We start from the raw sequence: 13,216 nt of genomic DNA, 5'->3' as shown, positions 1-13,216 counted from the left end.
ACACGGGTCCTCGCCCGGCCCCTCGTCGGATGCGACAGGTGCAGCTTGGGAACCCTAAGCTTGCCTGGTGGCGAAACTGTATTTCCGATACGGGGCGATGAACTCCGGCAAGAGCACCGCCTTGCTCCAGGCGGCGTTCAACTACGAGGAGCGCGGCCACCGCGTCCTCCTCACCAAGCCGTCCCTCGACACGAAGGGCGACGCCGCCATCGTCAGTCGCCTCGGCGTGACCCGCGACGCCGACTTCCTGCTCGGTCCTGACGACGACGCCGTCTGGGTGTTCGCGGAGCACCGTCGCCGCGTCGTGCAGGAGACCGGCGAGGACGTCAGCTGCCTGCTCGTCGACGAAGCCCAGTTCCTCCACGGGGAACAGGTCGACGACCTGCTGCGCATCGCGCTGCTCGAGGGCATCCCGGTCCTCGCCTACGGCATCCGGACCGACTTCCAGACCGTCGCGTTCCCCGGGAGCCGCCGCCTCCTCGAGGTGGCCCACAGCCTCGAAGAGCTCAAGACGATCTGCCGCTGTGGTCGAAAGGCGATCTTCAACGGCCGCCGGTTCGGCGACACGTTCGTCTTCGACGGCGACCAGGTCGCCATCGACGGCACCACCGTCACCTACGAATCGCTCTGCGGCGTCTGCTACCTGCAGGAGTCCGGCGGTCGCCTGTCCAGCACACCCACCGCACCTCCCATCAGCGAAGGATCACACGCATGAAGCTCTCCGTCATCGGCTGCGGCTACCTGGGGGCCGTGCACGCGGCCGCCATGGCATCGATCGGCCACGAGGTCGTCGGCATCGACGTGGACCCGGCCAAGATCGAGGCGCTCGCCGCCGGACGCTCGCCGATCTTCGAGCCCGGCCTTCCGGAGCTGCTGCTGGCCGGCGTCGAGTCGGGCCGCCTGCGGTTCAGTACGGACATGGCCGACGCGGCCGGGGCCACCATGCACTTCGTCGCGGTCGGCACACCGCAGAAGGCCGGCTCCAACGCGGCCGACCTGCGGTACGTGGACGCCGCGGTGACCGCCCTCCTGCCGCACTTGTCGGCAGGAGACGTCGTCGTCGGCAAGTCGACCGTCCCCGTCGGCACCGCTGCGCGCCTGGCCGAACTCGTCGCCCCGACCGGCGCCGTGCTCGCCTGGAACCCCGAGTTCCTGCGGGAGGGCTTCGCCGTGCAGGACACGATCGCGCCCGACCGACTCGTGTACGGGCTGCCGCCGGCTCCCGAGGACGCCGCCGTCGCTCGAGCCGCTTTCGACGAGGTCTACGCGCAGGCACTCTCCACCGGCACGCCGCTCGTCGCGACCGGGTACTCGACCGCGGAGCTCGTGAAGGTCGCCGCGAACGCGTTCCTCGCCACGAAGATCTCCTTCATCAACGCGATGGCGGAGATCGCCGAGGTCACCGACGCCGACGTCACGGAGCTCGCCGATGCGATCGGTTACGACGCCCGGATCGGTCGCCGCTTCCTCAACGCCGGTGTCGGGTTCGGCGGCGGCTGCCTGCCGAAGGACATCCGCGCCTTCACCGCTCGCGCCGAGGAGCTCGGTCGTGGGGAGTCGGTTGCCTTCCTCAAGGAGGTCGACGCGATCAACCTGCGTCGTCGTCAGCGCGTCATCGACCTCGTCGTCGAGGAGCTCGGCGGGAGCGCCTACCAGAAGCGGGTCGCGGTGCTCGGGCTCGCGTTCAAGCCCGACAGCGACGACGTCCGAGACTCGCCGGCCCTCGATGTCGCCGTCGGCCTCAACGGACTGGGTGCGAAGGTGCTCGCCTTCGATCCGGAAGCGGTCCCGAACGCGCGGCGACTCCACCCGCAGCTGACGTTCGCTGACTCGGCGGAAGAGGCCGTGACGGACGCGGACATCGTCGTGGTCGTGACCGAGTGGAAGGCGTTCCGAGCCCTGGACCCCTCGGCCGTCGCCGAGCTGACCGCGGGCAAGACGATCGTGGACGGACGCAACTGCCTCGACGTGGACGCCTGGCGGGGCGCCGGGTGGCGTTACGTCGGTCTCGGTCGTCCGTGACCGGTGACGAGTAGCCGGACGACGAGCACGATCGTCGCGCCGAGCAGCCCTCCGGCCGCATTGGCGTAGACGTCGGCGATCGTCGCGACCCGCTCGGGGAGCAGGGTCTGTCCGAGTTCGATCGCGACCGAGAACAGGGTCGTCGTCAGTGGTGCGACCCACCAGAGGCGTAACGGCAGCTCGAGGGCGAGCAGTGCTCCGAGCGGGATGAACAGCACGACGTTCGCGGCCGATTCGACGAAGCGGTAGTCGAACCAGGTCGGGGCGCCCGCGGCCTGCAAGCGATCGAGGATCGCCAGCAGCGTCGTCCGGCCGTCGGCGTCGACGGGCGTCGGCCAGAACGCGATGCCGAGCATGACGCACAGGCAGAGCAGCAGCAGGATCCCGATCACGATGCGCGGCGTGCGGGTCATCTGCGGTGCGGCTCCAGATCGGTCGACGGGCGTGCTGACGGCACCCCGCAATCGTAGGCCATGAGCGGCCGTGAGCCCTGCTGTGGCGTGCGTCGTCCACCCCTGAAAGGGGGCGTGCAGCGACCCTCGGAGGCCGTCATCCGGCGGTTAGGCTGTGCCTACCCGAACAAGGAGCACTCTTGGCTGACCCACGCCCGGCGACGGCCGGCATCCGCCTGCCCGGCCGCCGGCGTTCGCGTCTGTGGTGGATCGTACTCGCCGTCCTCCTCATCGTCCTCGCGCTCGGAGCCTGGCTCGGCGTCCGGGCGTCCTTGGCGAAGAACGCGCTCGAAGCCGCCCAGTCGGAGGCGAAGGCGCTCCAGTCGGCCGTGCTCAAGGGTGACGCGAGCGGCACCGAGGTCACGCAGCGTGCCCTCACCAAGCACACCGGCGAGGCGGTGTCGCTGACGAGTGATCCCATCTGGCGGGCGGCCGAGGCGGTCCCGTTCCTCGGCGTGAACTTCTCCGCGGTGCGACAGGCCGCCGCTGCGACCGACGACGTCGCGGTCGACGTCGTGCCGAAGGTCGTCGAGATCGCCGATCAGGTGAACCTGTCGTCCCTGCTCCCCGGGGACGGGTCGATCGCGACGGAGCCGCTCCGCGCCGTCGCGCCGACCGTGGCCGAGGCGTCTGCAGCGGCTGAGGCCATCGCCGGGCGCGTGGACACGATCGGCACGGACGGTGCGCTGCCGGTGGTCGCGGACGCCGTCGAGAAGCTCACCCGCACGATCACCGGTGCATCCACGATGCTCGACACCGCGGCGCGGGCCACGGCGCTCCTGCCGGACATGGCGGGAGGGGCCGGGCCTCGGAACATCATGGTGATGATCCAGAACAACGCGGAGCTGCGCTCGAGTGGCGGCATCGCCGGGGCGGTGGCCCTCATCCACGCGGAGAACGGCGTCATCTCCTTTGTCGGCACCCGGGGGAGCGACGACTTCTCCGGATTCCCCGCCCCGGTACTCCCGCTCACCCCGTTCGAGCAGAACGTCTACACCGACAACCTCGGCCGGTACATTCAGGACACCAACCTCACAGTCGACTTCAGTCGCACCGGCGAGCTCGCCGCAGCCATGGGGACCCAGGTGTTCGGCGTTCCGATCGACACCGTGGTCGCCGTCGACCCCTACGTCCTCGCACACCTGCTTGAGGCGACCGGGCCCGTCGCCCTCCCGGACGGCACCGAGCTCACCGCCGACAACGCGGCGAAGACGCTGCTGAGCGACGTCTACGCGCGGTTCCCGGACCGGCTCGTGCAGGACGCGTTCTTCGCCGCCGTCTCGGGTGCGGTGTTCGAGGGCATGATCTCCCGCTCGCCCGACCCCGGCGCCCTCGTCCAGGCCCTGTCCGAGTCCGGTGCGGAGAACCGTCTCCACGTGTGGAGTGCGGTCCCCACCGAACAGGCGTTGATCGCCGAGACGAGCCTCGCCGGGATCCCACCGGCGACCGACGACGCAGCCGTGTACACCGGGGTCTACCTCGAAGACCTGACCCGCGCGAAGATGGACTACTACCTGGAGACGAAGGTCGACATCCGCGACGCCCGGTGCACGAAACAGGGCGCCGAATACGTCGTCGCCGTCACCCTGACGTCCACCGCACCGGCGGACGCCGCAACCTCCCTGCCGGACTACGTGACCGCCGGCGGGCGCTTCGGCACCCCCGCGGGAGACATCGCGACGCGCGTCGTGATCCACGGCCCGCTCGGCGCGACCCTGCTCGGTGCGAGCGACGGCGAGGACCTGCCGGTGAAGGCCGTGACCGACCCGAACGGTCGTCTCTACGCCCAGACCGACGTGACCCTCACTCCGGGGGCGACAACGGAACTCGTCTTCACCGTGCTCGCTCCGAAGGCCTCCGACGTACCCCCAAACCTGGTCACAACCCCCGGAATCACGGGCAAAACGACCATTTCAGCCTTCCCTCGGTGCGGCTCCTGACATAGCATGACAACACCTCAGGAAGCCACGCACCCGAATTCGTGACCCTGGGGAACCTCGCGCGGACGCCCACCCGAAATCGGCGGACGCAGGGGGTACTCGACGTTCCTTGGGGATATCAACATGAAGCGCACCCTTGCCCTAGCATCGCTCTGCCTCCTGGCAGTCTTCGCGGCCCCGACCGCCGCGAGTGCAGCGACCGACTCGTCCACCTACGGCCCTGCCGGCTGTGCGACCCTCACACCGGTGTCGGTGACCCAGGGGGAGTCGACCGTCTTCCGCTGCGACGGCACCTTCGACCCCGGCACTCCGGTGACGGTCACCGTCGCCGGGCCCGGCTGCAGCATTCCCGCTGCGAAGCCGAACACCGCCGGAGCGACCGAGCAGGCCGCCGAGCAGAGCGCCGTACCCACGTCCGGCACGTTCAGCGCAGACGCCGCCCGCGCGTTCGCGGTGACGATCGAGACCAGCAAGACCGCCTCCGGCACCTGCATGGTCACGGCGACCCAGGGTGCCACCACGGAGAGCGCCTCGTTCCAGGTCTCGGAGCGCGAGTTCGCCTCGACCGGCTTCGACGGTGGAGCACTGCCGTGGATCGGCGGAGGCCTCCTCGTCGTCGGTGCCGGCGTCGTCGGCGCGATGGCGATCCGTCGCCGCAAGACGGCCTGATCCGTCGGTCGGGATGCGTGGTCCGGGCGGTCGTCCGCTCGGACCACGGCCTGACGGGAGGGCACCTCACCCTCCTGGGCTTCGGCCTGGCACGGTCCTCACCCGGCTTGGCGTCAGGCGGACAGGGCGTACCCCCAAAGGTGGTCACATCCGCGGAATTCCGCGGTTTTCCAGCTCTGGCGAGCGAGCGGCTGCCCTAGCATGATGACGGCCATGGAGGCCACGAGTGAACAGCGCTCGGCTCCAGGCCGTGTCCGCATGTCGCATCACGCAGCGCATGCGCCATCCGCACACCTAGGGGCCCGCACATGAAACGAACTCTCTCCGCCGCCGCACTCGTCCTCCTCGCCGTCGTCGCGCTGCCCACCGCAGCCAACGCGGTCGAGGGCGACAGCTACGGTCCAGGCAGCTGTAACTCGATCACGCCGGCGAGCGTCGCGCGCGGCGCGGCGGTCTCGTACTCGTGCTCGGACTTCTGGGCCGCGAACCAGACCGTGTCGATCACCATCGACTCCTCGGTGGCCGGCGTGTCCGCTCGCACGCTGTCGACCGTCGCTGACGCCGCCGGAGACATCCAGGTCTCCATCGACACGGCTGCGGACCCCGCGGGCACCTACACATTGACCGCGACCCAGGGCGCCGTGACTGATTCGTCCGACTTCACCGTGCTGGACCCCGCGGACGCCGCTGCTGCCGCCGCGTCGGCCTCCGACCCGTCTGCCGGGGGCAACGCCCTCGCCGACACCGGGTTCGCCGGAACCGCCCTCCCATGGGTGGCCGGTGGGCTCCTCGCCGTCGGTGCTGCCGCGCTCGGCACCGTGGTCGTGCGTCGCCGCCAGCAGGCGTGAGATCACGGATCGGCCGGGCGGCGATGGCGGCGCTCGGCTGATCCGGTCCGGGATCCACCGATTCCAGGAAGTGGCGAACAGCCGCTGAAAAATCGGCTATCCTAGACAAGGCCTTCGGGCCATCGGGGTGTGGCGCAGTTTGGTAGCGCGCTTCGTTCGGGACGAAGAGGTCGTGGGTTCAAATCCCGCTACCCCGACAGCAAAGCCCGGTCAGACAAGAGATTGTCTGGCCGGGCTTCTCTGTTTTCGTGGGCTGGCGGTCCGCTGGGCTGGCGGGTTGCACATCCCGCTACCCCGACAGTACAAGCCCGGGAGGTCTCGGTCCCTGAGCCTGTCGAAGGGCAGTCCGGCCCGGTCAGACCACCGTGCGACGAGGAAGGAGCGTCACGAGCGACGCTTCCGGCCGGCAGGCGAACCGCACGGGCGCGTAGATGGAGGTCCCGATGCCAGCGGACACGTTCAGGTACGCCGAGCGGAGGGCGTGGCGCCAGACGCTGAGCCCCTTCACCTGCTTGCGAGGGATGTCGCAGTTCGTCACGAGTGCCCCGTAGCCCGGCACACAGACCTGACCACCGTGGGTGTGACCCGCGAAGATGAACTGCGCACCCTGGGTCACGAAGGCGTCGAGCACCCGACGATACGGAGCGTGCATCACGCCCACCGTCACGGTGTGCGCCAGGGACGGGTCATCGGTCTCCAACGTCTCGGCATCCAGCCGCTCGTCGATGAGGGCCGTCAACGTGTCCAGACGGTCGAAGTGCTTGTGCGGGTCGTCGACGCCGAACAGGTCGAGACGGGTCCCGCGGACCGAGATCTCACCGACCGCGTTGTTGAGGTCGATCCAGCCGAGTTCGTCCATGAAGAACCGCTCGAGCGCGCCCGTGTCGAGGGTGGTCGGTGAGACGTGCTTCGACGAGGTCTGCGTGAAGTACTTGAACGGGTTCTTCGCGGTCGGGCCGTAGTAGTCGTTCGAGCCGTGCACGAACGCCCCAGGAACCCCCGCGAACACCGACAGCGCAGCCCTGATCCCGTCGATGCCCTGCTCATGCCCCAGGTTGTCTCCGGTGTTGATCACGACGTCCGGCCGGAGATCGGCCAGCGACCGCAGCCAGGCCTGCTTCCGGCGCTGCCAGGGCGCCATGTGGAGGTCGGAGAGGTGCAGCACGGTGATCGGCTCGGCGTCGGGCGGGAGGACCGGAGCGGTCACCCTGCGCAGCGTGAAGGCGTTGCGCTCGATCACGGACGCGTACCCGAAGGTGAGGGCCCCGAGGCCTGCCACGACGGCCGCTGCCGTTCCGAGTCTGCCGCCGGTGCTCATGGGTGCCGCCATCGATCGTCTCCTCCTCGGTCGTCGAGTGGTGCCGACCGTCCCACGAGCGTACCCGCTGGCCCCTCCGAAGACGCCCGGAGCGGGCCCCGTGAAGACGACGGAGGGCCCGATCGAAAACGATCGGGCCCTCCGTGCCGGCGTCGGAACGCTAACAGCTGGTCTTCGAGATTGTCACCGTCACCTTGCCGTCCTTGCGCGCCGCGGTCCCGGCCGGTGGATCGACTCCGGTCACCTTCGGTGTCGTCGCTGCGGGATCGACCGCACACTTCTGGCCGACGTTCGCGAACCCGGCACCCTGCAGGGCCGCCTTCGCCTCGTCGTAGCTCGCCGCGCCGCTCACGTCGGGGACGGTCGCCAGGAGGCCGTTGCTGGTGTAGACGGTCACGATGGAGCCCTTCGGCACCGTACCCGAGGGGTTCGTGCTGGCGGCCTGACCCGCGGGCAGCGCAGAGTCGCCGGCGCCGCCGTTCGCGAAGCCGAAGCCGGCGTCCTCGAGGAGCTTCTGGGCCTCCTCGATGGTCTTCCCGGCGACGTCGGGCACCATGACCGACTGACCGTTGATGAGCGACGGATCGGGGTCGCCGAACGCGTCGCCGCCGAACTTCGCATTGGCGGTCGCCATGACCCGCGGCCAGATCTTGTGACGGATCGTCGCGGCCTGCCCGGCGTCGAAGTAGGTACGGCGGAGGTTGACGTGGCCCGTCGCGTTGAAGACGCCGACGACGGTCGCCGCCTTCGTGCTCGCGCCACTCATCCACGTCGCCTCGTTGTTGTCGGTGGTACCCGTCTTACCGATGAGGGGCACGCCGTCACCGATGCGGGACGAACTCGTCGTACCGCCGTTGAACGTCGCCTGGAGGGCGACGTTCGCCGTGGCGGCGACGTTCGCCTCGAGACCCTGGCGACAGTTCGCCGGAGGAACCGGGACCTCGGTGCCGTCGGGCTTCACCACGCGGTCGATTGCGATCGGGTCGCAGGTGATGCCGCCCGATGCGAAGGTCGCGAAGGCCGTCGCCATGCTGAGCGGGGCGACCTCGTTCGTGCCGAGCACGGTGGCAGGGGACTGCAGGAGCGGCCCGCCGTCGGCGCGGTGCACGCCCATCGACTCGGCCGTCTTGCGGATGCCGCAGAGGTCGAGCTGCTTCGCCATCGCGATGAAGCCGGTGTTGATGGACTGCTTCGTCGACTGGAGCGCGGTGTACTGGCCACCGTTGCCGCCCTCGTCGTTGCCGGGGTTCCAGTCGGAACCGGCGTACACGGTCCCGCCGTCGGCGCAGGAGTCCTTGAAGGTGCCCCAGGGCGAGCGCTTGCGACCGTCGACGCCCTCGTTCAGACCGTGGCCCTCCTTGAGCCATTCGGCGAGCGTGAACGTCTTGTACGTCGATCCCGGCTGGAAGCCGGTGGACCCGCCGTAATCGACGTCGGTGTTGTAGTTGACCGCGGAGTAGTTGGCGCCGGTGGCCAGGACGTCCGGGTCGTTCGAGTAGTCCTTGTTCTGCGCCATCGCGAGGATGCGCCCCGTCCCGGGCTGGACCGTGACGGAGACGGCACCGATGTCGAGCTGGTCGCTCACCCGCGGGATGAGCTCGTCGATCGCCGTCTGGGCGGCGTACTGGACGTCGAGGTCGAGCGTCGTGAACACGCTGTACCCACCGCGGTTGAACGCGGCCCAGCGCTCGTCCTCGGTGGCCCCGAAGATCGGGTTGTTCTGGAACACGCGCGTCACGTAGTCGCAGAAGTACCCTGCGCCGGGGCTGACGTTGACGGCCGTCTGGCAACCCGTGCTCGCCGGGTTGATCGTGGGCGTGATGGCCGTCGCGATCGCGACGTCGTACTGCTCCTGCGTGATCTTGCCCTCCTTGATCATCTGATCGAGGACGTAGTTCCGCCGTTCGAGGGTGAGCGCGTATCCGTTCGCCGCACCGTTGGTCTCACTGTCCGGGCGGTCGAGACGCAGGGTCTCCGGGTTGTTGACGATCGCCATCAGCGCGGCCGCCTGCTCAAGATTGAGGTTGGCCGCGGAGGTCGCGAAGTAGTAGTTGGCTGCGGCTTCGATGCCGTAGGTGCGGCCACCGAAGCCGGCGATGTTGAGGTAACCACGAAGGATGTCCTGCTTGCCGTAGCGCTTCTCGAGGCCGATGGCCATGCGCATCTCCTTGAGCTTGCGCTCCGGGGTCGCCTTCGTCGCCTCTTCGTACGCGGCTTTCATCTTGGCCTCGTCGGTGATGGCCTCGGCCTTCTGCACGAGCACGTTCTTCACGTACTGCTGCGTGATCGACGAACCACCCTGGAGGTCGCGGCCGGTCGCGCTGATCGCGACGGCTCGGATCGTACCCGTGAGGTCGACACCGCCGTGCTCGTAGAAGCGCGGGTCCTCGGCCGAGACCGCCGCGTCCTTGACGAACTGGTTGATCTGGTCCCAGCCGACCTCGATGCGGTTCTGCTGGTAGAAGGACGCGAGCAGCTGCGGGTTACCGGCGCTGTCGGTCGCGTAGATGTTGGACTTCTGCGCCAGCTCGTCGAGGGCCAGGTAGTCGGGCAGACCATCGAACACGTTGATCGTGCTGTTGGTCGCCATCCCCGTGACGGCGAGGGCCGGGGTGACCGTGGCGGTGACGAGGACACCCGCTGCGACGCTCAGGCCGAGAAAGCCGAGGAAGCCGCCGAGCACACCGGTGGCCGTGCGATGTTGTTGAGGCATGGATCGATGCTAAGCGACAATCCTGAAAAAGGCCCGCTCAGCGCCGCGTTGAAACCCGATCGTTGCCGCCGGGGCGGCCCGGGGCGGCTGCCGGGCGGCGTCCGCCCGGCAGCCGTCTCGGATCATCCGGGTGAGCCGTTCCCGTTTCCGTTCCCGGCACCGCCGCCGTTCCCATTGCCGTTCCCCGGGGCTGCCGGACCACCGTTCTCGCCGGTCCCGTCGGTGTCCCCACCGTCGCCAGGCGCCGGTGTCGGCGCCTCGCTCGGTGCCTGCGTCGGGTCGGTCGTGGGTGTCGGAGCAGGTGTGGAGTCCTCGCCGCTGCTGCCGGAACCGTCGCCCTGCAGCGTGGCTCGGTCGGCCTCAGGGAAGTCGCCGCCCGGGTACTTGGCGAGCGCGGCCGACATGACCTCCGGCCAGATGTAGTGCCGCATGGACGCGACCTGGGTGCCGTCGATGTAGGTGTCGCGGAGGTTGACGTGTCCGCTGACGTTGAAGGTGCCGACGACCGTCGCGACGGTCGTGCTCGCGCCACTCATCCAGGTCGCCTCGGCGTTGTCCGTGGTCCCCGTCTTGCCGATCAGCTCACCGACGCCGTCGGTGCGGGCGCCCGAGGCGGACGCGGTACCGCTCGACACGACGCCCTGGAGGACGTCGTCGGCCGCGGCCGCCACCTTCGCATCGACCGACTGGCGGCAGTTCGCGGAGGGGACCTCGGCAGTCGACCCGTCGGGCTTCGTGATCGAGTCGATCGCGATCGGGTCGCAGGTCTTGCCGCCGGCCGCGAGCGTCGCGAACGCGGTCGCCATGCTCAGCGGGGCGACCTCATTCGTGCCGAGCACGGTCGCGGGGGAGTTGTTAAGTGGCGCGCCGTCGGCACGGTGCACGCCCATCGACTCGGCGGTCTTGCTGATGTCGCAGAGGTCGAGCTCCTGCGCCATCGCGATGAACGCGGTGTTGATCGACTGCTGCGTGGCACGTCTCACGGTGTAGGACCCTGATTCGCCCTCGTCGTTCCGCGGACTCCATCCGGCCTCCGCCTGCTCCGTCCCACCCGGGACGCAACTGTTGGTGAAGGTCCCCCAGTCGGATCTGCGGTTCGCGTTGATCGACTCGTTGACGCCCTTGCCCGACTTCAGCCAGTCCGTCAGGGTGAAGATCTTGTACGTCGACCCGGGCTGGAAGCCGGCCGAGCCGCCGTAGGCCTGGTCGGTGTTGTAGTTGATGGCGCTGTAGTTGGAGCCCGTCGCGAGGACATCGGGATCCTGCGAGTAGTCCTTGTTCTGGGCCATGGCGAGGATCCGCCCGCTCCCGGGCTGCACGCTCACGGAGACGGCACCGAGGTCGAGTTCCGTGGTGGTCTTCGGGACGTATTCGTCGATCGCCGCCTGCGAGGCGCTCTGGAGGTCGAGGTCGAGGGTCGTGAAGACGCTGTATCCGCCGCGCTTGAAGTTCGTCCACCGTTCGTCCTGTGTGGCGCCGAAGATCTCGTTGTTCTGCAGCACGTTCGTCACGTAATCACAGAAGTAGGCGGACGACCCGGCCGCGGAACAGCCGGTGACGGGCGGCACGATCGTCGGGGTGATCGGGATCGCCACGGCGGTGTCGTGCTGCTCCTTGGAGATCTTCTGCTCTTTGAGCATCTGGTCGAGGACGTAGTCCCGTCGCGTCTTCGTCAGGGCGTAGCCGTTGGCCGCGCCGTTGTCGGCGCTGTCGGGCTTGTCGATCCTGAGGTTCTCGGGGTTGTTGACGATCGCGAGCAGGGTCGCCGCCTGCTCCAGCGTGAGGTTCGCCGCCGTGGTGTTGAAGTAGTAGTTGGACGCCGCCTCGATGCCGTAGACGCGTCCGCCGAAACCGGAGATGTTGAGGTACCCGCGGAGGATGTCCTCCTTGCCGTACGTCTTCTCGAGACCGATCGCGAGTCGCATCTCCTTGAGCTTGCGCTCCGGGGTCGTCGCGGTCGCCTCCTCGTAGGCCGCGTCGCTCTCCTTCTTGTCGGGGATCGCCTCGGCCTTCTGCACCAGGACGTTCTTCACGTACTGCTGCGTGATCGACGAACCACCCTGCGTCGATCCACCGGCGGCGTTGTTGACGACCGCGCGGACGGTGCCCGCGAGGTCGATGCCACCGTGCTCGAAGAAGCGGGGGTCCTCGGCCGAGACCGCGGCGTCCTTCGCGAACTGGGAGATCTGGTCCCAGCTGTCCTCGATCCGGTTCTGGTCGTAGAAGGAGGCGAGGAGCACCGGGTTGCCGGCGGAGTCCTTGGCGTAGATGCTCGACTTCTGGGCGAGTGAGTCGAGCTGGAGGTAGTCGGGGAGGCCGTCGAAGACGGAGATGCCCGTGGAGGTGGCGAGACCGGTCATCGCGATGGCAGGGGTGACCGCGGCGGTGGCGAGCACACCGGCGGCGACGCTCAAGCCGACGAAGCCGAGGACGCTCTGCGCGACCGTCTTCGCGGGGGTACGTGGTTCAGGCATAGGATCGAAGGTAAGCGGGGAAACTGTGAGCGAGCTTCACTTGGGGCCCGCCATGACCATCCCCTGCGCCTCCGCCTCTCCGTGCGGAGCGCCCGATCGAGGAGAGACATGACCCGCTGGGAGTACCTCACCACGCCGCTGATGATCCACAACACGGCAGCCATCCTGAACAACTGGGGCGGGGAGGGTTGGGAGCTCGTCCAGGTCGTCACCGGTCCGGAGGGTGGGCTCGTCGCCTACCTCAAGCGCCCCATCGCCGACTGACCCGACGCCCCGGAGGAACCCCCATGTCCCAGATCGCCGACCGACTCGCCGAGCTCGGTATCACCCTGCCCACCGTCGTCCCGCCCGTCGCGGCCTACATCCCCGCGGTGGTCTCCGGTGAGCACGTCTTCACCTCGGGCCAGCTGCCCATGACCGACGGCAAGCTCCCCGCCACCGGCAAGGTCGGTGAGGGCGACGGACTCGTCTCGCCCACCGACGCCAAGTCCTATGCCCGGACGTGCGCCCTCAACGCGCTCGCCGCGGTGGAGAGCCAGATCGGTTCGCTCGACCGCGTCACCCGCATCGTGAAGGTCGTCGGCTTCGTCGCCTCCGACCCGGCGTTCACCGGCCAGCCCGGCGTCATCAACGGTGCGTCAGAGGTGCTCGGCGACATCTTCGGCGACCTCGGCGTGCACGCCCGCTCTGCCGTCGGCGTCGCCGTGCTCCCGCTCGACTCGCCCGTCGAGGTGGAGCTCATCGTCGAGTTCGCGTAGCGCGCGACGTCACAACAGGAGA

At 68.8% G+C, this 13,216-nt stretch carries 11 protein-coding genes and 1 tRNA gene; 8 read left to right on the top strand and 4 right to left on the bottom strand.

The window, feature by feature from the left end; genetic code table 11:
* Positions 1 to 67: 67 nt before the first annotated feature.
* Complete coding sequence (locus tag BWO91_RS14935; RefSeq protein WP_079003132.1) at positions 68 to 715, top strand: thymidine kinase; 648 nt, start codon at positions 68 to 70, stop codon at positions 713 to 715.
* Positions 712 to 2,022 carry a UDP-glucose dehydrogenase family protein gene (locus BWO91_RS14930; RefSeq protein ID WP_079003131.1) on the top strand — a complete coding sequence of 437 codons (1,311 nt, stop codon included), beginning with the start codon at positions 712 to 714 and terminating at the stop codon, positions 2,020 to 2,022. The genes BWO91_RS14935 and BWO91_RS14930 overlap by 4 nt, the downstream gene beginning before the upstream one ends.
* On the opposite strand, the gene BWO91_RS14925 is transcribed toward BWO91_RS14930, so the two are convergent.
* Complete coding sequence (locus BWO91_RS14925) at positions 1,998 to 2,435, bottom strand: VanZ family protein (protein ID WP_079003130.1); 438 nt, start codon at positions 2,433 to 2,435, stop codon at positions 1,998 to 2,000. The genes BWO91_RS14930 and BWO91_RS14925 overlap by 25 nt on opposite strands.
* 179 nt (positions 2,436 to 2,614) lie before the next feature.
* Here BWO91_RS14925 and BWO91_RS14920 point away from each other — a divergent pair, with 179 nt between their 5' ends.
* The 4 genes from BWO91_RS14920 to BWO91_RS14905 all read left to right on the top strand — a co-directional run bounded on the left by BWO91_RS14920 (position 2,615) and on the right by BWO91_RS14905 (position 6,128).
* Entirely contained in the window at positions 2,615 to 4,414 is a 1,800-nt protein-coding gene (locus BWO91_RS14920) for a DUF4012 domain-containing protein (protein ID WP_079003129.1), read from the top strand.
* Between the two features lie 123 nt (positions 4,415 to 4,537).
* Positions 4,538 to 5,083 carry a hypothetical protein gene (locus BWO91_RS14915; protein WP_064296099.1) on the top strand — a complete coding sequence of 182 codons (546 nt, stop codon included), beginning with the start codon at positions 4,538 to 4,540 and terminating at the stop codon, positions 5,081 to 5,083.
* Between the two features lie 308 nt (positions 5,084 to 5,391).
* A complete protein-coding gene (locus BWO91_RS14910; RefSeq protein ID WP_079003128.1) occupies positions 5,392 to 5,931 on the top strand; it encodes a hypothetical protein in 540 nt (179 codons plus the stop codon).
* A gap of 123 nt (positions 5,932 to 6,054) precedes the next feature.
* Positions 6,055 to 6,128, top strand: a tRNA-Pro gene (locus BWO91_RS14905).
* A gap of 158 nt (positions 6,129 to 6,286) precedes the next feature.
* Here the strand turns inward: BWO91_RS14905 and BWO91_RS14900 are convergent.
* The 3 genes from BWO91_RS14900 to BWO91_RS14890 form a co-directional block, all read right to left on the bottom strand.
* Entirely contained in the window at positions 6,287 to 7,261 is a 975-nt protein-coding gene (locus BWO91_RS14900) for a metallophosphoesterase (RefSeq protein ID WP_240555528.1), read from the bottom strand.
* 148 nt (positions 7,262 to 7,409) lie between these two features.
* Positions 7,410 to 9,962 (bottom strand): transglycosylase domain-containing protein, encoded by a 2,553-nt coding sequence (locus BWO91_RS14895; RefSeq protein WP_153303505.1) that lies wholly within the window; start codon positions 9,960 to 9,962, stop codon positions 7,410 to 7,412.
* Positions 9,963 to 10,084: 122 nt separating this feature from the next.
* Complete coding sequence (locus BWO91_RS14890) at positions 10,085 to 12,436, bottom strand: transglycosylase domain-containing protein (RefSeq protein ID WP_079003125.1); 2,352 nt, start codon at positions 12,434 to 12,436, stop codon at positions 10,085 to 10,087.
* A gap of 108 nt (positions 12,437 to 12,544) precedes the next feature.
* On the opposite strand from BWO91_RS14890, the gene BWO91_RS19955 reads away from it, so the two are divergent.
* Both BWO91_RS19955 and BWO91_RS14885 read left to right on the top strand, forming a co-directional pair.
* Positions 12,545 to 12,700, top strand: a complete 156-nt coding sequence (locus BWO91_RS19955; RefSeq protein ID WP_162852301.1) for a hypothetical protein — start codon at positions 12,545 to 12,547, stop codon at positions 12,698 to 12,700.
* 23 nt (positions 12,701 to 12,723) lie between these two features.
* Positions 12,724 to 13,194 (top strand): RidA family protein, encoded by a 471-nt coding sequence (locus BWO91_RS14885; protein WP_079003124.1) that lies wholly within the window; start codon positions 12,724 to 12,726, stop codon positions 13,192 to 13,194.
* Positions 13,195 to 13,216: the final 22 nt, after the last annotated feature.

Source organism: Plantibacter flavus (assembly GCF_002024505.1).
Lineage (GTDB): Bacteria > Actinomycetota > Actinomycetes > Actinomycetales > Microbacteriaceae > Plantibacter > Plantibacter flavus_A.
The sequence above is the reverse complement of the archived record's forward strand: the minus strand, read 5'-3'. Positions and strand labels throughout refer to the sequence as shown.

What these genes read in the sequence shown, in the direction of transcription:
- BWO91_RS14910 (WP_079003128.1), top strand. Translation starts at nt 5,392, where the DNA reads ATGAAACGAACTCTCTCCGCCGCCGCACTCGTCCTCCTCGCCGTCGTC.
- BWO91_RS19955 (WP_162852301.1), top strand. Translation starts at nt 12,545, where the DNA reads ATGACCCGCTGGGAGTACCTCACCACGCCGCTGATGATCCACAACACG.
- BWO91_RS14915 (WP_064296099.1), top strand. Translation starts at nt 4,538, where the DNA reads ATGAAGCGCACCCTTGCCCTAGCATCGCTCTGCCTCCTGGCAGTCTTC.
- BWO91_RS14885 (WP_079003124.1), top strand. Translation starts at nt 12,724, where the DNA reads ATGTCCCAGATCGCCGACCGACTCGCCGAGCTCGGTATCACCCTGCCC.
- BWO91_RS14900 (WP_240555528.1), bottom strand. Translation starts at nt 7,261, where the DNA reads ATGGCGGCACCCATGAGCACCGGCGGCAGACTCGGAACGGCAGCGGCC.
- BWO91_RS14930 (WP_079003131.1), top strand. Translation starts at nt 712, where the DNA reads ATGAAGCTCTCCGTCATCGGCTGCGGCTACCTGGGGGCCGTGCACGCG.
- BWO91_RS14890 (WP_079003125.1), bottom strand. Translation starts at nt 12,436, where the DNA reads ATGCCTGAACCACGTACCCCCGCGAAGACGGTCGCGCAGAGCGTCCTC.
- BWO91_RS14895 (WP_153303505.1), bottom strand. Translation starts at nt 9,962, where the DNA reads ATGCCTCAACAACATCGCACGGCCACCGGTGTGCTCGGCGGCTTCCTC.
- BWO91_RS14925 (WP_079003130.1), bottom strand. Translation starts at nt 2,435, where the DNA reads ATGACCCGCACGCCGCGCATCGTGATCGGGATCCTGCTGCTGCTCTGC.